Here is a 17496-nt window from a genome sequence, read left to right on the forward strand (position 1 = left end):
GTACCTCAGGCAGCCGGCGCGTAGGAGCGCAGACCCTCGATCACCACGGCCGCGAGCTCGCGCGCCGCGAGACGGGTGGCGGGCTGCAAGTCACGGAACACGATGGCGCTTCCGGTCGCGATGTGCGCGTCATACGGCATACGGACCACGGAGCGCACCCGCGTGCGGAAGTGTGCCTCCAGCTCGTCCAGCTGCACCAGCGGCTGGCCCGGGCGCGCATTGTTCAGCACCACGACCGCGCCGCGCACCTTGTCGGAGAAGCCGTTGGTCTCGAGCCATGTGAGCGTCTCTGACGCCAGGCGGGCTTCGTCGACGCTCAGCCCCGCCACGATCACGATCTGATCGGCCAGATCCAGCGTGGCCCCCATCACGGAGTGCACGATGCCGGTGCCGGTGTCGGTGAGCACGACAGAGTAGTAGTGCGCGGCGAGGGAGGCGACGTCCCGATAGTCGTGGTCATTGAAGGCCTCGGAGACGCGCGGGTCGGTGTCGGAGGCGACCACGTCCAGTCGCGTCTCGTCGCGAGCGACGATGTTCGAGAGGTCGTTGAAGCCCACGACATCGCCACGGACGCGGACGAGGTCACGTACGGTCTTGCCGCTCTCGCGCGAGATGCGCTCGGCCAGGGTGCCCCGGTCGGGGTTGGCGTCGACGGCGATCACTCGGTCGTCGCGGGCATCGGCGAGCGCCATGCCCAGCAGTGTCGTCACGGTGGTCTTGCCCACGCCGCCCTTGCGCGAGAGCACCGGCACGAACCGCGCCCCGCCCGCGAGCGGTGCGGCGATGCGGCGGTCCAGCGCCTTGCGGGCACGGGCACGCTTGCTGTCACCGAGGTTGATGCGGCGGCCCGAGATCGAGTACACCAGGTGCTGCCACATCCCCTCCGGCTCGGAGCGCACGATCTGATGGGGATCGAGCAGCCGGTCGGCGGTGAGCAGGTCGGCCGTCTCACGGTCGGCCTCGAACTCACCGAGGCGCTTGGACGTCAGCGTGACGCCCCGGAGCGAGTGAGCACGCTCGACGGCGCGGTCGGCGACGGGCATGGCGCCGGTGTGGTGCGCCTCGCGTCGCGTCGGCGGCACCGTCGACGCCGAGGTCGGCGCGGGCGAAGCCGGGGGAACGGATGCCGCGCCCTGAGAGGCGCGCGGACCCGCGCCGGCCGGCTTATCGTCTGCGGGCGTCTGGGCGGTCATCGGCTCCTCCGCGGTCGCGGCGCCCGCGTCCGCCAGTCCGGCGGCGAACTCCGCGTCATCGAACTCGGCATCCTCGAACGTCACCGCATCGTACTCTTCGGTGCCGAACTCATCCACACCCGACGCCTCGGCCCCGACGGCGTCGGGGCGGCCCGCGTCGGGTGACACGCCATCGCCCTCGGGCTCCGGCGCGTGGTCAGCGGCGTCATCCGCGGGCTCACCATCGGCGGCGGCCTGGGCAGTGGGGTCCTCTTCGAGCACCTCGTCGGCGTCGGCGATGTCCGCGGCCTGGGAACGGTCGAAGCCGTCGGCCTCGACCGTCCACTCCTCGAGGCCGGGCTCGGCCTCGATGATCTCGGCCTCGGCGGTCTCGACGGCCGGCTCCTCGGCTCGCACGTTGGCGATGACCACGGGCAGCTCTGCGTCGGCGGGGATCTCCACGACGAACGGCACTTCGTCGTCGATGACATCGTCGTCGGCGAGATCGTCCTCTGATTCGGTCGGCAGCTCGACGTTCACCTGCGCCGTCGCACCGCCGAGGATGCCGAGTCCAGTCGTGTCGAGGCTTCCGGTGTCGGAGAGCACGCCGTTCACGGCTTCGTCGGGCGTATGGTCGGGTCGGTCGGGCGTCACTGCGGAGATCTCCAGGGCAGAAGGGCGTTTCGGGCGGATGCCACCCTCCAGGCTACTGGGCGGGGCGGACCACGACCAAAAGGTCGCCCGCGTCGACCTGTGCCGTCTCGGCAATCGCGAGGCGCTCCACAACCCCGTCGACCGGCGCGGTGATCGCCGCTTCCATCTTCATCGCTTCGATCGAGGCCACCGGCTGACCGGCCACGACCGCATCGCCCACGACCGTCTTGAGCGTGACCACACCCGAGAACGGCGCCGCCACCTGCCCCGGCCTGGACGTGTCGGCCCTCTCGGCCTGACGGGACTCGACCTGGATGCTGCGGTCCCGCACGAACACCGGCCGCAGCTGACCGTTGAGCGTCGTCATGACGGTGCGCATGCCCTTGTCGTCGGCTTCACCGATCGCCTCCAGCCCGACGAAGAGCTGCACACCGCGCTCGATCTCGACAACGTGTTCGTTGCCCGGCATCAAGCCGTAGAGGTAGTCGGCGGTGTCGAGCACGCTGAGGTCGCCGAACACTTCGCGGCGCTGCTCGTACTCGCGGGTCGGTGCCGGGAAGAGCAGCGTGTTGAGCATCGCGCGGCGTGACGCGGCATCCGATTCCAAAGCGGCCGACTCGCCCTCGGTCAGCGGCGTGACCCCGATGCTCACGGTGCGACCCTGCAGGACCTTGGTGCGGAACGGCTCCGGCCAGCCGAAGGGCAGCTCACCCAGCTCTCCGGCCATGAAACCCACGACCGAGTCGGGGATGTCGTAGTTCTGCGGGTTCTCGGCGAAGTCCTTGGGGTCGGCCTTGACGGCCGCCAGGTGCAGCGCCAGGTCGCCGACCACCTTCGAGGACGGGGTGACCTTCGGCACGCGCCCGAGGATCTCATTCGCGGCGGCGTACATGTCCTCGATGAGTTCGAAGTCCTCCGACAGCCCCAGCGCGATCGCCTGCTGGCGCAGGTTCGACAGTTGTCCGCCCGGGATCTCATGGTGGTACACCCGCCCCGTAGGACCGGGCAGCCCGGACTCGAACGGTCGGTAGAGGTGCCGCATCGCCTCCCAGTACGGCTCCAGGTCGCTCACCGCGCCCAGGTCGATGCCGGTGTCGCGCTCGGTGTGCGCGAGCGCCGCGACCAGCGCCGACAGCGACGGCTGGCTGGTCGTGCCCGACATCGGCGCGGCGGCCGCGTCGACGGCATCCGCCCCTGCCGCACTCGCCGCGAGCAGGGTCGCGAGCTGCCCGCCCGCGGTGTCGTGGGTGTGTACGTGCACCGGAAGATCGAAGTTCTCACGCAGTGCCGCCACCAGACGGGATGCCGCGGCCGGCCGCAGCAGGCCCGCCATGTCTTTGATCGCCAGCACGTGCGCCCCTGCCGCCGCGATCTGCTCGGCCACCCGCAGGTAGTAGTCGAGCGTGTAGAGGTCCTCGGCGGGGTTGAGCAGGTCGCCGGTGTAGCAGACGGCGACCTCGGCGACGGCCGTGCCACTCTGCAGCACGGCGTCGATCGCCGGGCGCATCTGCGACACGTCGTTCAGCGCGTCGAAGATGCGGAAGATGTCGATTCCGGATGCCGCGGCCTCGCGCACGAACGCATCGGTGACCTCGGTCGGGTACGGGGTGTACCCCACCGTGTTCCGTCCCCGCAGCAGCATCTGGATGGCGATGTTCGGCAGCGTTGCGCGCAGCCGGTCGAGGCGCTCCCACGGGTCCTCGCCGAGAAACCGCAGGGCGACGTCGTAGGTCGCGCCGCCCCAGGCCTCGACCGACAGCAACTGCGGCGTCAGGCGTGCGACGTACGGCGCGACCGTGACGAGGTCCTTGGTGCGCACACGTGTCGCGAGCAGCGACTGGTGCGCGTCGCGGAACGTCGTCTCGGTCACGGCGAGGGCGTTCTGCTCGCGGAGTGCCTTGGCAAACCCGGCGGGACCGAGCTCGAGCAGACGCTGCCGTGATCCCGCGGGAGCCTCGACGGTGAGGTCGACGACCGGGAGCTTCAGCCTCGGGTTGACCGTGACGGGGTTGTCGCCGTGCGGCCGGTTCACCGTCGTGTCGGTGAGCCAGTTGAGGATCTTCGTGCCTCGGTCCTTCGACTCGCGGCCCTTCAGCAGACCGGGCCGCTCGTCGATGAACGCCGTCGACACGTCGCCGGCGACGAACGAGGGGTCATCGAGCACCGCCTGCAGGAACGGGATGTTCGTCGAGACGCCGCGAATGCGGAACTCGGCGAGAGCACGTCGGGCCCGCACGACGGCCGCCCCGAAGTCCCGGCCGCGGCAGGTGAGCTTGGAGAGCATCGAGTCGAAGTGCGGACTGATCTGCGACCCCGCCGCCGTCGTGCCGCCGTCCAGTCGGATGCCCGCGCCGCCGGGTGACCGGTACGTCGTGATCTTGCCGGTGTCGGGCCGGAAGCCCTGGGTCGGGTCCTCGGTGGTGATGCGGCACTGCAGCGCCGCTCCGCGCAGGCGGATGCGGTCCTGCGTGAGCCCGAGCTCGTCCAGCGACTGGCCGGCGGCGATGCGCATCTGCGACTGCACGAGGTCGACGTCGGTGACCTCCTCGGTCACGGTGTGCTCGACCTGGATGCGAGGGTTCATCTCGATGAACACGACCTCGCCGGTGCGCGGGCCCGCCGTCTCGAGCAGGAACTCCACCGTGCCGGCGTTCTCGTAGCCGATGGAGCGAGCGAACGCGACGGCGTAGGCGTGCAGTGCGTCGCGGACCGCCGGATCGAGGTTCGGCGCCGGCGCGATCTCGATCACCTTCTGGTGGCGACGCTGCACCGAGCAGTCGCGTTCGAACAGGTGAACGGTCTCCCCCGCCTTGTCGGCGAGGATCTGCACCTCGACGTGCCGGGGGCGCTGAACGGCCTGCTCGAGGAACACGCGTGCATCGCCGAAGGCGCTGTCGGCTTCGCGCATGGCCTCGGCGAGGGCCGGCGCGAGCTCCTCGCGCTGCTCGACGCGCCGCATCCCGCGTCCGCCGCCGCCGGCGACGGCCTTCACGAAAATGGGGAAGCCGATGTCGTCGGCCTGCGCGAGCAGGGCGTCGACGTCGTCCGAGGCATCCGTCGATCGCAACACCGGCACGCCGGCTGCGACGGCATGCTGCTTGGCGGTGACCTTGTTCCCCGCCATCTCGAGCACGCTCGCCGGCGGTCCGATGAAGGCGATGCCGTTCGCGGCGGCCTTCTCGGCCAGGTCGGGGTTCTCGGAGAGGAAGCCGTATCCCGGGTAGATCGCGTCGGCGCCGGCCTCCTTCGCGACGCGGACGATCTCGTCCACGTCGAGGTAGGCGCGTACCGGATGCCCCTTCTCGCCGATCTGATACGCCTCGTCGGCTTTCAGCCGGTGCAGCGAGCTGCGGTCCTCGTAGGGGAAGACCGCGACGGTGCGCGCCCCCAGCTCGTAGGCCGCTCGGAAAGCGCGAATGGCGATCTCACCACGGTTCGCGACCAGGATCTTGCGGAACATTCGACCTCCGTGGGCGGCGGTGCGGGCGGGCCCCTGGAAACGGGCTGAGTGTGCTCTCAGCCTAGGGGACGGTAACGTGGTGCCTTGTGCACGTCCTATCCGTCAGCTCGCTCAAGGGAGGCGTCGGCAAGACGACCGTGACTCTCGGACTCGCGTCGGCGGCTTTCGCCCGCGGTGTCCGCACGCTCGTCGTCGACCTCGACCCGCAGTCCGACGTGTCGACGGGCATGGACATTCAAGTCGCCGGTCGACTGAATGTCGCCGATGTCCTCGCCAATCCCAAGGAGAAGACGGTCCGCCAGGCCATCACCTCCAGCGGCTGGGCGAAGGTGCATCCGGGCACCATCGACGTCATGATCGGCAGCCCGTCCGCGATCAACTTCGACGGCCCGCACCCGAGCGTGCGCGACGTCTGGAAGATGGAAGAGGCGCTGGCGACGATCGAGGCGGACTACGACCTCGTGCTGATCGACTGCGCACCGTCGTTGAACGCGCTCACCCGCACCGCGTGGGCGGCCAGCGACCGCGTGATCGTCGTGACCGAGCCGGGACTGTTCTCGGTGGCCGCCGCCGACCGCGCCCTGCGCGCGATCGAAGAGATCCGCCGCGGTCTCTCCCCTCGACTGCAGCCGCTCGGGATCGTCGTGAACCGCGTGCGCCCGCAGTCGATCGAGCACCAGTTCCGCATCAAAGAGCTGCGGGACATGTTCGGGCCGCTCGTACTCGCACCGCAGCTGCCCGAGCGCACGTCGCTGCAGCAGGCGCAGGGCGCGGCCAAGCCGCTGCACATCTGGCCCGGCGACTCCGCGCAGGAGCTGGCAGCCGACTTCGACTCGCTCCTGGACCGCGTGATGCGCACCGGCCGCATCCCGGTGCCCGACGACACCCGCGCCTGACCCCTCTCCCCTCGCTCCCCTCGCTCCCCTCTCCCCCCGCTCCTCTGCGGCCCTGCGGCATCCCCCACCACCGGGGTTCGTTCGCCACATATGCACGCAAAACCTGCGCTCTTGCGTGCATATGTGACGAACGAACCTCTGTGTGAACGCGCGCAGCAGCGTAAGTACGACCATGCATATGGGCTGCTCAGCGGGTGGCAGAACGGAACTGGGCGCGCACGCGCCGGACCAGCGCGCCGGGCTGAGAGAACAGCTGGTCACGTGGGACTCTCACGACACGCCAACCGAGGTCCGCGAGGCGCTCAGGTTCTCGATATCGCGTTGCCACTGAACGGGGTCGGTGCGGTGCTGGTCGCCTTCGTATTCGATGGCGATCTTTTGATCGGGGTATGCAAGGTCCACGCAGCCCACGAAATCGCCAGATTCGTCATAGACATCGACATCGAGATCTGGCTCGGGCGGGCCAGCCTCCACGAGAGTCAGCCTGACCCAGGTCTCGGGTCCCGAAGCCGACCCCGGCCGGATCAACGCGATCGCTTCCCTGAGCCGGCCGACGCCGACGCGGCGTCCCGCATGCGCGGCCCGCTCGAGTTCCGCCAGCGTCGCGAGCGCGGGCCGTTCGATGCGACCGAACGGGCCCGGAATGCGGGGAGTGCGCACCAGCGCATCCCCCACGGCGACGACGTCAAAGAGGTGCGGGAGCGACGCTGCCAGCATCGCCCACGTCGTCGCAGGATCGGTCACGCGGACGCCGCGCTCGGGATGTTCGACGATGGAAACGAGACTGGGCTTGATCTGGTGGCCTATCGCGCCGCGGATGCGGGTGGCGCGCCCGGGCGAACCCACATGCAGTTCCGCCCGTAGCGCGATCCGAGGTGGGAGGGGTAAACCCCAGATCACGGCAGCCGTCGCGAAGCAGAAGTACTCTGCCGCGTGCATGTGAACCGTCCATTGCGCGACGGCCCGCAACACGCGCTCTCCACTCGCTGCGAAGGCGTCCTCGTTCTCGATTTCCGAGCGGACTGCTCGGATACCGCGGAAAGGTCGATCGAATCGCGGGTCGTCGACCCACCGACGCGGCAGCCCCGCGCGGCGAGCATCGGGAACTCGGAAGGCGTCGCCATCCATGGTTGTCACGGACTTCACGGTGCCAGATTGGCGGCGTCCACCGCCGGATTTCTCCACAGCCGTGCTGCGACCCACCTCCCTGAACGACGCGAGACGCGAGGAGGCGCGGCTGCGGGCGGGGCGGGCGAGGCGCGGCGGGGCGGTGGGCGCAGCGTCAGCACAATGCGCACGATGTGGGCAGAATGCGCGCTAAGTGCGTGGTGAAATGCACAGGACTTGCCTTTCGCGGCGATGTCGCTGAACATATCGATCATGGCACCGATGACGCTGCATCCCGACAGCCTTGCCGTTCACGCCGGACGCGATGACCTCGCGGCTCTCGGCGTGCACGCGCTTCCCCTCGACCTCTCGTCCACGAACGCCCTGCCCGACATCGACCTCGGCGGGCTCTCGTACGAGGTCCTCGCGACCGGCGGCCACCCGTTCGAGGGCGGCTCGAACGTGTACGCCCGGCTGTGGAACCCGACGGTCGCCCGGTTCGAGGAAGCACTGGCCCGCCTCGAGCACGCCGAAGAGGCCGTGGCGTTCTCATCCGGCATGGCGGCAGTGACCGCCGCGCTGCTGACGCTCGCACACGAGCAGGGCCGGCGGCACGTCGTCGCGGTGCGGCCGCTTTACGGCGGCACCGATCATCTCCTCGCCTCGGGGCTGCTGAGCGTCGAGACGACCTACTGCACGGTCGGGGCGGGTGGGGCGGATGCCGTCGCCACCGCGATCCGCGACGACACGGCGCTGGTCGTCGTCGAGTCCCCCGCCAATCCGTCGCTCCAGCTCGTCGACATCCGGGCGGTCGTCGCGGCGGCGGGCGATGTGCCCGTGCTGGTGGACAACACGTTCGCGACCCCGGTCCTGCAGCAGCCTCTCGACCTTGGGGCAGCGCTTTCGCTGCACAGCGCCACCAAGTACCTCGGCGGCCACGGCGACGTCGTCGGGGGCGTGATCGCCTGCGATGCGCGAACCGCCGCCGCCCTGCGCCGCACCCGTGCGGTCACCGGAGCGCTGCTGCACCCGCTGGCCGCCTACCTGCTGCACCGTGGTCTCGCGACCCTGCCGGTGCGCGTGCGGGCGCAGCAGCAGAACGCCCGCGTCGTCGCGCGATGGCTGGCCGACCGCGATGACATCGCCCGGGTCCACTTCCCGGAGTTCCCCGAATGCGACCCGCAGGGCCTCATCGGCACGCAGCAGTCGGGACCAGGCGCCATGATCGCGATCGAGCTCGCCGGCGGCTACGACGCCGCGCGGGCGCTCACCTCGTCGGTGCGGCTGTTCACGCATGCTGTTTCGCTGGGAAGCGTCGACTCGCTCATCCAGCATCCCGCCTCACTCACTCACCGGCCGGTGCAGGCCGACGCGAAGCCTTCCGACGCGCTCGTCCGGCTGTCGATCGGCCTCGAAGACCCCGCCGACCTCGTCGCCGACCTCGAGCAGGCGCTGTCTGTGCGCACGGTGGAGCACGCTGCCGCGGATGCCGCGGCGCGATGATCGCGGCCGCGCCGGGGCCGCTCGTTCAGGCGGTGCGTGCGGCGCGACGCAGGGCGAGTTCGTCCATGGCGTCGAGCTTCTCGACCTCGAACTCGACGAGTTCGGATTCGACCTCGCGCAGGACCTTGCCCACCGCGATGCCGAAAACGCCCTGACCGCGGCTCACGAGGTCGATGACCTCGTCGTTCGAAGTGCACAAGTACACGGATGCGCCGTCGCTCATGAGGGTCGTGCCCGCGAGGTCACGGATGCCCGACGCGCGGAGCTGGTCGACCGCGGTGCGGATCTGCTGCAGCGAGATGCCGGTGTCGAGCAGTCGCTTGACGAGCTTCAGCACGAGGATGTCGCGGAAGCCGTAGAGCCGCTGCGAACCGGAGCCACTGGCGCCGCGGACCGTGGGCTCGACGAGCTCGGTGCGGGCCCAGTAGTCGAGCTGCCGGTATGTGATGCCGGCAGCTCGCGCCGCGACGGCACCGCGGTAGCCCACCTCGTCGTCCATTGCAGGCAGCCCGTCGGTGAAGAGGAGTTCGGCGACGAACGGCTCGTTGTCGGACGCGTCTCGTGTCATGCCTATCCCCCCTCCGGATTCGGATATCTCCACGCTAGATGAGCACCCGCCTTGCGGCAACGACATCCGCTGTTGATGGTGCGGCGTGTCGCGGCCGCGACGCCGTGGAGGCGCGTCAGGACAGCAACCGGTCCAGCGCGGAGCGCACGAAGATCGATCGAACCTCGTCGAGACGCTTGGCCAGTTCAGGGGCCACTTCCCCCGCGCGGCCGCGGGACGTGGCATCCGTGCGTCTCAGCAGCGGAGCCAGTGCGGACTCGACGAGCGCGACATCCCGTTCGGCGTTCTGCCGCAGCGCCCGCACATGCCGCGGCTCTATGCCGTGCCGATCGAGCGCGACGAGCGCGCGCAGTAGGGCGACCGACTGTTCGGTATAGCTCTCGCCCGCCACGAGCACTCCGGTGCTGATGGCGTCGTTGAGCAGTTGCGGGGCAGCGCCCGATGCCGCAAGCAGCTCATCACGACGGTAGCGGCGCGGCGCGGGAAGGATGGACGGCGGTGGCACCGCCGTCGGCGTGGCCGGATTGCGGCCGGCGTCGACGTCTTCGAGGTAGTCGCGGATCACCGACAGCGGAAGGTAGTGATCGCGCTGCAGGGTCAATGCGAGCCGCAGCCGCTCGAGGTCGTCCTGCGAGAACTTGCGATACCCCGACTCGGTGCGCAGCGGGGTGACGATGCCCTGCACTTCGAGGAAGCGCAGCTTGCTGGACGTGAGCGACGGGAACTCCGGCGACAGCCGCGCGAGCACTTGGCCGATGCTGAGAAGACCCGCGGACGATGATCGTTCGCGGGCGGAGGCAGCGGGCATCAGACTTCCGCGGTCTGAGGAAGATCGGCCGGAGAGACGAAGAAGTTGAGGCGGAACTTGCCGACGCGCACTTCGGCGCCGTTGGTCAGCGCCGCCCGGTCGACGCGTTCGCCGTTGACGTAGGTGCCGTTCAGCGAACGCTGATCGACCAATTCGAATGTCGTACCGGTGCGGGTGATCTCGGCGTGACGGCGTGAGACGGTGACGTCATCGAAGAAGATGTCCGCCTCGGGATGCCGGCCGACGGTCGTCACGTCGGTGTCGAGCAGGTAGCGGGCCCCCGCAGTGGGTCCCGAGCGCACGAGCAGCAGTGCGGCACCCGACGGCAGCGCCTCGATCGCGTCGAGCTCGGCTTCGCCCAGCTCGCTTCCGAACGGCACGAACGACAGATCGGAGTCGTGTCCGAACGTCTGGGTCGTGTCTGCGGGTCGATCGGACTGATGCGCGTCGGCCCCGGCAGCCCGGCGAATATCGCCCTGGTCGGGTCGGCGGTCGTCCTCCACGTTGTCCTCCTTCGACGCCCCAGCCTATCCGATCGCGGGTGCCGCGAAAGAGCCGGTTTCCCGGATTCGGCGCGGCGGCAATGTTTCGCCTCGTGTCGACGGGCGTGCCCGGCGGGACGTCGAAGCCTAGCCTGGCGGAGTCAGAAATCCGACGAGCAAGGAGTCCACCGTGTCGAGCCCACACCGCCACATTCCGCCCCTCGAGGTGCGTGAGCGTGCGGCGTGCATGTGCGACCACGGCGACTTCTGCACCTCGTACGCCCCGGGTCACGCTTTGCACCTGATTCAGGCGCGACTCGCCTCGGCGACGCCGTCCGATTGGGCCGACGCTATCGTCGAGGCCGCGGATGCCCGTTCAGGCTTCGTCATCGTGCGGACCCTCGGCGATGGCTCGGCCGTCGCCCTGTGGAACGGCGCGGGAGCCGCGGGTCGCCTGACCGTGGGCACGCCGGTGGCTCTCCACGAGCGCTATCACGTACTCGCCGTCGGCAGCGAGCGCTTCAACGTCCTGCGCGGCTGAGCCGCCCCACGGCGGGGACAGGGTGAGCCTCAGCTCATCGCCATCATCTTGTCTTTGACCGCCATGCAGGCATCCATGCAGGCCTTGCACGACTGAGCGCACATCTTGCAGACCTCGCTGTGGTCGGCGTGCTCCATGCACTCGTCCATGCAGGTCTGGCACATCGCGATGCACGCATCGAGCATCGCCATCATGGATGCCGGAGTCATCCCCTGCATGCGCATCATCGAGCGCATCATGGTGTTGCACATGTCGGCGCAGTTCATGCACGCCGGCGCGCACGACATCATCTGGGTGGAGCACACGGTGCACGCCTGCTCGCAGGCCGAGCAGGCGTCCATACAGGCCTGCAGGACCGCCATGTCCATCTCCTGCATGCCGGGCATCGACATCATGTCCTTCGACATGGCGCCCATCATCATGCTGTCCATCGCCCACCTTCTTCCGTTGTCGGGTCGGCGGGCAGGTCGTCCCGCCTGCGGCCATGCTAGACCTCGAAGGTCCGGTATCGAAGGGCCGGTTAGGCTCGATCGCGTGTTGTCACAAGGAATTCACACCGTCCGCCCCCTCCGTGCCGTCGCGCTCGTCGCGACAGCGCTGCTGGCCCTCATCGGTGTGCTGGTGACGGCATCCCCCGCCGCCGCGCACGACGAACTGCTGGGCAGCGACCCCGCCGCCGACAGCACGGTCGATGCCCTCCCCGCCGAGCTGACCCTCACCTTCAGTGGAGTGATCGGCGCCGAGGACGGTGCGTCAGAAGTGCAAGTGACGGATGCCGAGGGCACGACTCTCACCGATGGCACCCCGACCGCGCAAGATAACGTGCTGACCCAGCCGCTCGCCGCCGAGGGATTGGGGGGAGAAGCATCCGGTCCCATCACGGTGCTGTGGAAAGTCGTCTCGAGCGACGGGCACCCCATCTCGGGCGAGTTCTCGTTCACCGTCGCCCGAGACCCCTCGCCCGACCCCACCGCAACCAGCGAGCCGGCTCCGGCACCCACCGCGACGGCGGAGCCGAGCCCGACCGCGACACCCGAGGCGACGCCCTCGACCGCACCGGTCCCGGACGAGGGCTCGAACGTGCTGCCGTGGGTCATCGTCGGCGTCGTCGCGGTTGCCGTGCTGGGCGCCGTGACCTACCTTCTGGTCTCACGGTCGCGGCGCGAGCGGGCGCTCGCCGAGGGTCCTGCCGACGGGGTGCAGCCCGGCTCCGAGCCCCCGGCCGACCGATAGGCTTGGAGTCATGCCTCACTACGACGTCGTCATCCTTGGCGCGGGCCCCGGCGGGTACGTCGCGGCCGTCCGCAGCGCTCAGCTCGGCCTCTCGGTCGCGATCATCGAAGAGAAGTACTGGGGCGGTGTCTGCCTCAACGTCGGCTGCATCCCCTCCAAGGCGCTTCTCAAGAACGCCGACCTGGCCCACCAGTTCCACCACAAGGCGGAGCTGTTCGGTATCTCGGGCGACGTCTCGTTCGACTTCGGCGTCGCGTGGGATCGCAGCCGCAAGGTGTCCGACACGCACGTCAAGGGCATCCACTACCTGATGAAGAAGAACAAGGTCACCGAGTACGAGGGCCGCGGTTCGTTCACCGGACCCAACGCGCTGCAGGTGACCAAGGCCGACGGGACCACCGACGAGGTCACCTTCGACAATGCCATCATCGCCACCGGCTCGCGCGTGCGACTGCTGCCGGGCGTTCAGCTCAGCGACAACGTCGTCACCTACGAGGAGCAGATCCTCTCGCGCGACCTGCCCTCTTCGATCGTGATCGTGGGCGCAGGAGCGATCGGCATGGAGTTCGGCTTCATCCTCGCCAACTACGGCGTGAAGGTCACGATCATCGAGTTCCTCGACCGCGCGCTTCCGAACGAAGACGCCGACGTGTCGAAGGAGATCGCAAAGCAGTACAAGGGTTACGGCATCGACATCCTCACCTCGACCAAGGTCGAGACGGTCACCGATCACGGCGACAAGGTCACCGTCGCCTATACGACCAAGGACGGCACCGCCGGCTCCATCGACGCCGACAAGGTGCTCATGTCGATCGGCTTCGCCGCCAACGTCGAGGGCTTCGGGCTCGAGAGCACGGGCGTGAAGCTCAGCGATCGTGGCGCGATCGACATCGACGACCACATGCGCACCAACGTCCCGCACATCTACGCGATCGGTGACGTCACCGCCAAGCTGCAGCTCGCGCACGTCGCCGAGGCCCAGGGCGTGGTCGCCGCCGAGACGATCGCCAAGGCCGAGACCATGACGCTCGGCGACTACCGCATGATGCCCCGCGCGACCTTCTGCTCGCCCCAGGTGGCATCGTTCGGCCTCACCGAGCAGCAGGCGCGCGACGCCGGTTACGACGTGAAGGTCGCGAAGTTCCCCTTCTCGGCCAACGGCAAGGCGAACGGCCTGGGCGAGGCCATCGGTTTCGTCAAGCTCATCGCGGACGGGGAGCACCTGGAGCTGCTCGGCGGCCACATGATCGGACCCGACGTGTCGGAGCTGCTGCCCGAACTCACGCTCGCGCAGAAGTGGGACCTCACCGCGCTCGAGGCGGCGCGCAACGTGCACACGCACCCGACGCTGTCTGAGGCGGTGCAAGAGGCCTTCCACGGCCTCGCGGGTCACATGATCAACCTCTGACGCCAATGTCGAAGGCCCGGGACGCTCGTCCCGGGCCTTCGTCGTGAGGTCAGTGGCCGAGGGCTCGCGCGAGTTTGGAATCGGATGCCGCGGCCCGCGCGCCCGCGGCGAACGCGGCCTGGGCCACCGCCGTGAAGAAGGCCGCGCGCTCGTTCGCGTCGGCCGGGCCGGCGGGGCCGAGCTCGACCTCCCACTCCTGCCACGCGCGCTCGACGCCGGAGCGTTCGTCGCGCGTGTGCACGTGGTCGTCGGCGAACTCGGCGACCACGGCTCCAGATGCGTCGAGGAGAAGCGACACGGTGCGCACATTGCGGATGCGCGCGAGCGGGAGGAAGGGGCCCCGTGTCACGTCCGCCAGTTCGTCGAACGCGGCACCGGGAGGAAAGCCGTCCTCACCGAGCGACCACTGCAGCTCGACGCGACCGCCGTCCGCGCGGCGCGGCCCTTTGATGTGCCACCCGGCGTCCGGCCCGCCGGTGCGGCGGCGCAGCGCATAACCTGCGCGGGCAAGAGACAGCTGGGCATCATCGAGGTAGGTGGCGTCGAGCTCCCGCACCTCTTCCCCACTCACCGATGCGACTCCGGGCACGTTCGACCAGTCCGGCGCCGTCACGCCCTCGTCGACGTCGAACTTCAGCTCGACCTCGACCGATCGGGTCGCACCCCGAGCTGAAGCGCCGTCACCGTCGGTCACGTGCGGTGTCGTTGTACGGGTCGATGTCGTCTTCGGACTCGACGAACCAGAACTCGGCCTCGGTGGGGCCATCGCCCTCGCCGGTGTTCTCGGGCGAGCCCTTGCGCTCGTAGACCACCTGCGTCTCGCTGTAGGGAACGATCATGCGATCCAGCCGTGGGTCCTCAAGGGGCAGGAGCTGTCCGTCGAGCGGTCCGCCGTGAAGTCGTGCGATAGCCATGAGCCGAGCCTAGCCCCGGCGTCGCGGTCACAGGCGGGCCTTGACACGCCGCGCCCGCGGTCGCGTTCGCCGGGCGTCATGCGTGCAAGCGCTTCCAGCTTGGGCCCCTAGAATGCACGCGTGAAGGCCATCCGAACGTTCACCGTCCGCCCCGTGCTCGCCGAACCCCTCGCCCCCCTGGATCGCCTCGCGTCGAACTGGCGTTGGTCGTGGAGCCGCTCCACGCACGCACTGTTCGCATCGATGCACCCGGCGCTGTGGGACGAGATCGGCGCGAATCCCGCCCGCATGCTCGGAGCGGTCGGTCAGGAGCGTCTGGACGAGCTCGCTCAGGACGAATCGTTCGTCGCCCGTGTGCGAGAAGAGGACGAACGGCTCAGCGCCTATCTCACCGGGGAACGCTGGTACCAGGGCATGGCGGGCAGCAAGCCCGCCCACATCGCGTACTTCTCCCCCGAGTTCGGCGTCGACGGCTCACTGCCGCAGTACTCCGGTGGCCTCGGCATCCTCGCCGGCGATCATCTCAAGAGCGCGTCCGACCTGGGCGTCCCCCTCACCGGGGTGGGCCTGTTCTACCGAGCCGGGTATTTCCGCCAGTCAATCGGCGACGACGGCTGGCAGCGCGAGAGCTACCCCCTCTTGGACCCGTACGGGCTGGGCCTGACGCTGCTCCGCGATCACGGCGGCTCCCCCGTCGAGATCACGCTCGACCTTCCCGGCGACCGGCGCCTGCACGCCAGGATCTGGGTGGCCGATATCGGGCGGGTTCCGCTGCTGCTGCTCGACTCCGAGACGCCGTCGAACTCCGACGACATGCGCAAGGTCACCGACCGTCTCTACGGCGGTGGCGGCGAGCACCGCCTGCTGCAGGAGCTGCTGCTGGGCGTCGGCGGTGTGCGCGCTGTGCGCGCATGGTGCGAGATCACCGGCCGACCGGCTCCGGAGGTGTACCACACCAACGAGGGCCACGCCGGATTCCAGGGACTCGAGCGGATGTCGGAACTCATCACACGCGATGGGCTCACGTTCGACGAAGCGCTGGCCCAGGTTCGCGCGTCCACGGTCTTCACCACGCACACGCCGGTTCCCGCCGGCATCGACCGCTTCTCGCGCGACCTCATCGCCGGGGTGCTGGCAGGCGGTCTCTTCCAGGGCCTGGACGCCGGTCGCGCGATCGCGCTGGGGCTCGAGACCTGGGACGGCGGCGACCAGGGCGTATTCAACATGGCGGTGCTCGGCCTGCATCTCGGCCAGCACGCGAACGGCGTGTCGGTGCTGCACGGCGCGGTGAGCCGCGGCATGTTCGGGCACCTGTGGCCCGGCGTCGACACCGACGAGGTGCCGATCACGTCGATCACCAACGGGGTGCACGCTCCCACCTGGGTGCACCCGGCCCTGAAGGCGCTGAGCGAGCGAGTGTGGGGCGACGCCTACACCGATACCCACGACTGGACCGACCGCGAGGCGGTCACCGACGCCGAGTTGTGGGGCGTTCGCCAGCAGATGAAGGGCGCACTCGTCGCCGAAGCACGACGCCGGGTAGCCGGCTCCGTGGCCAACGGCAATGGAGTGACGCATTCTTGGATCGGCGACCTGCTCAGCCCCGACGTGCTCACAATCGGCTTCGCGCGACGCGTGCCGACCTACAAGCGCCTCACGCTCATGCTGCGGGACCCCGAACGCCTCACCCGGTTGCTGACCGACCCCGAGCGACCGGTGCAGATCGTGATCGGCGGCAAGTCGCATCCGGCCGACGACTCGGGAAAGATCCTGATCCAGCAGCTGGTGCGCTACAGCCGTGACCCGAAGGTGCGGGGTCGGATCGTCTTCCTGCCCGACTACGACATCACTCTCGCCAAGGACCTGTACCCCGGCTGCGACGTGTGGCTGAACAACCCGCTGCGCCCGCTCGAGGCCTGCGGGACGAGCGGTATGAAGGCCGCGCTCAACGGCGCGCTGAACCTGTCGATCCTCGACGGCTGGTGGGACGAGTGGTTCGACGGCGAGAACGGCTGGGCAATCCCCAGCGCCGACACCGCAGCGAATGACGAGGAGCGCGACGACGCCGAGGCGGCGTCCCTGTACGACCTCATCGAGAACCAGCTGGTGCCGAAGTTCTACGAGCGTGAGGGCGGCATCCCGCTCGCGTGGCTGGGCATGGTGCGCCACACCATGACGGACCTCGGAACCAAAGCCACGAGCGACAGGATGGTGAAGGACTACGTCCAGCGACTGTACGTGCCGGCAGCCGCGCACGATGCTGCGCTGCGGGCCGACGGCTTCGGCCAGGCCAAGGCGCTCGCGGCCTTCATCGGGCGCGTGAAGGATGCGTGGAGCCGTATCTCGATCGCGAGCGTAGACAGCTCCGGCATCCCTCAGCAGGCGCAGGCCGGCGACACGCTCGAAGTGCGGGCCGACGTGCGGCTGGACGGACTGTCGCCCGAGGACGTTGCGGTCGAACTGGTCTACGGCCGCACGGACGAGGACGACGCCCTGGCGGCTGAGCACTCGGTGCACCGCCTGGTGCCGGCGGGATCGGCGGTCGACGGGGTCGTGACGTTCACGGGTGCTCTGCCGCTCAACGTCACAGGCACGTTCGGCTACGCGGTGCGCGTCGTGCCGCGGCACGAGCAACTGGTGTCTCCGGTGGAGCTGGGCCTGGTGACGTACGCCTCCTGAGCGTCACTCCTGCACGCTCGCCGGATTAAATCGTTCCAATCTCCGGCGCGAAACCATTGACCGCGGGGTCG

15 protein-coding genes are annotated in these 17496 nt (G+C 69.1%); 6 read left to right on the forward strand and 9 right to left on the reverse strand.

The annotated features are described in order from the left end of the window. Positions 1–5: 5 nt before the first annotated feature. Both K0817_RS11315 and K0817_RS11320 read right to left on the reverse strand, forming a co-directional pair. On the reverse strand, positions 6–1826 hold the full coding sequence (locus K0817_RS11315; protein WP_253735317.1) for a MinD/ParA family protein: 1821 nt from the start codon (positions 1824–1826) through the stop codon (positions 6–8). Positions 1827–1878: 52 nt separating this feature from the next. After that, the gene (locus tag K0817_RS11320; RefSeq protein WP_219981519.1) at positions 1879–5286 is read right to left on the reverse strand and encodes a pyruvate carboxylase; all 3408 of its coding nucleotides are present in this window, start codon (positions 5284–5286) and stop codon (positions 1879–1881) included. An 86-nt stretch (positions 5287–5372) separates the two neighbouring features. Here K0817_RS11320 and K0817_RS11325 point away from each other — a divergent pair, with 86 nt between their 5' ends. Continuing rightward, positions 5373–6182 (forward strand): ParA family protein, encoded by an 810-nt coding sequence (locus K0817_RS11325; RefSeq protein WP_168914422.1) that lies wholly within the window; start codon positions 5373–5375, stop codon positions 6180–6182. Positions 6183–6452: 270 nt separating this feature from the next. On the opposite strand, the gene K0817_RS11330 is transcribed toward K0817_RS11325, so the two are convergent. After that, a complete protein-coding gene (locus tag K0817_RS11330) occupies positions 6453–7319 on the reverse strand; it encodes a hypothetical protein (protein WP_219981520.1) in 867 nt (288 codons plus the stop codon). Between the two features lie 243 nt (positions 7320–7562). Here K0817_RS11330 and K0817_RS11335 point away from each other — a divergent pair, with 243 nt between their 5' ends. After that, positions 7563–8792 (forward strand): PLP-dependent aspartate aminotransferase family protein, encoded by a 1230-nt coding sequence (locus tag K0817_RS11335; protein WP_219981521.1) that lies wholly within the window; start codon positions 7563–7565, stop codon positions 8790–8792. A 25-nt stretch (positions 8793–8817) separates the two neighbouring features. Here K0817_RS11335 and K0817_RS11340 read toward each other — a convergent pair whose 3' ends face one another. The 3 genes from K0817_RS11340 to K0817_RS11350 form a co-directional block, all read right to left on the reverse strand. Further along, a complete protein-coding gene (locus tag K0817_RS11340; RefSeq protein ID WP_219981522.1) occupies positions 8818–9360 on the reverse strand; it encodes a MerR family transcriptional regulator in 543 nt (180 codons plus the stop codon). A 115-nt stretch (positions 9361–9475) separates the two neighbouring features. Beyond that, complete coding sequence (locus K0817_RS11345; RefSeq protein WP_219981523.1) at positions 9476–10168, reverse strand: MerR family transcriptional regulator; 693 nt, start codon at positions 10166–10168, stop codon at positions 9476–9478. Next, entirely contained in the window at positions 10168–10671 is a 504-nt protein-coding gene (locus K0817_RS11350) for an FHA domain-containing protein (RefSeq protein WP_219981524.1), read from the reverse strand. Before K0817_RS11350 ends, K0817_RS11345 begins: the two co-directional genes overlap by 1 nt. A 169-nt stretch (positions 10672–10840) precedes the next feature. Between K0817_RS11350 and K0817_RS11355 the strand changes: the two genes are divergently transcribed. Further along, positions 10841–11191 carry a hypothetical protein gene (locus K0817_RS11355; RefSeq protein WP_219981525.1) on the forward strand — a complete coding sequence of 117 codons (351 nt, stop codon included), beginning with the start codon at positions 10841–10843 and terminating at the stop codon, positions 11189–11191. Between the two features lie 29 nt (positions 11192–11220). On the opposite strand, the gene K0817_RS11360 is transcribed toward K0817_RS11355, so the two are convergent. Then, positions 11221–11622, reverse strand: a complete 402-nt coding sequence (locus K0817_RS11360) for a hypothetical protein (protein WP_219981526.1) — start codon at positions 11620–11622, stop codon at positions 11221–11223. A gap of 103 nt (positions 11623–11725) precedes the next feature. Between K0817_RS11360 and K0817_RS11365 the strand changes: the two genes are divergently transcribed. Continuing rightward, positions 11726–12424 carry a copper resistance protein CopC gene (locus tag K0817_RS11365; RefSeq protein WP_253735318.1) on the forward strand — a complete coding sequence of 233 codons (699 nt, stop codon included), beginning with the start codon at positions 11726–11728 and terminating at the stop codon, positions 12422–12424. Positions 12425–12434: 10 nt separating this feature from the next. Then, complete coding sequence (gene lpdA / locus K0817_RS11370) at positions 12435–13832, forward strand: dihydrolipoyl dehydrogenase (RefSeq protein WP_219981527.1); 1398 nt, start codon at positions 12435–12437, stop codon at positions 13830–13832. Positions 13833–13881: 49 nt separating this feature from the next. On the opposite strand, the gene K0817_RS11375 is transcribed toward lpdA, so the two are convergent. Both K0817_RS11375 and K0817_RS11380 read right to left on the reverse strand, forming a co-directional pair. After that, positions 13882–14526, reverse strand: a complete 645-nt coding sequence (locus K0817_RS11375; RefSeq protein WP_253735319.1) for a CYTH domain-containing protein — start codon at positions 14524–14526, stop codon at positions 13882–13884. Continuing rightward, the gene (locus tag K0817_RS11380) at positions 14513–14746 is read right to left on the reverse strand and encodes a response regulator (RefSeq protein WP_219981529.1); all 234 of its coding nucleotides are present in this window, start codon (positions 14744–14746) and stop codon (positions 14513–14515) included. The genes K0817_RS11375 and K0817_RS11380 overlap by 14 nt, the downstream gene beginning before the upstream one ends. A 120-nt stretch (positions 14747–14866) precedes the next feature. On the opposite strand from K0817_RS11380, the gene glgP reads away from it, so the two are divergent. Continuing rightward, positions 14867–17425, forward strand: a complete 2559-nt coding sequence (gene glgP / locus K0817_RS11385; RefSeq protein WP_219981530.1) for an alpha-glucan family phosphorylase — start codon at positions 14867–14869, stop codon at positions 17423–17425. Positions 17426–17496 lie beyond the last annotated feature (71 nt).

Origin of the sequence: Microbacterium sp. HD4P20, from assembly GCF_019449275.2 — a bacterium.
Lineage (GTDB): Bacteria > Actinomycetota > Actinomycetes > Actinomycetales > Microbacteriaceae > Microbacterium.

Excerpts from the sequence above, each read along its gene's own strand:
- K0817_RS11320 (WP_219981519.1), bottom strand. The coding sequence starts at position 5,286 with ATGTTCCGCAAGATCCTGGTCGCGAACCGTGGTGAGATCGCCATTCGC.
- K0817_RS11335 (WP_219981521.1), top strand. The coding sequence starts at position 7,563 with ATGGCACCGATGACGCTGCATCCCGACAGCCTTGCCGTTCACGCCGGA.
- K0817_RS11340 (WP_219981522.1), bottom strand. The coding sequence starts at position 9,360 with ATGACACGAGACGCGTCCGACAACGAGCCGTTCGTCGCCGAACTCCTC.
- K0817_RS11345 (WP_219981523.1), bottom strand. The coding sequence starts at position 10,168 with ATGCCCGCTGCCTCCGCCCGCGAACGATCATCGTCCGCGGGTCTTCTC.
- K0817_RS11360 (WP_219981526.1), bottom strand. The coding sequence starts at position 11,622 with ATGGACAGCATGATGATGGGCGCCATGTCGAAGGACATGATGTCGATG.
- lpdA (WP_219981527.1), top strand. The coding sequence starts at position 12,435 with ATGCCTCACTACGACGTCGTCATCCTTGGCGCGGGCCCCGGCGGGTAC.
- K0817_RS11380 (WP_219981529.1), bottom strand. The coding sequence starts at position 14,746 with ATGGCTATCGCACGACTTCACGGCGGACCGCTCGACGGACAGCTCCTG.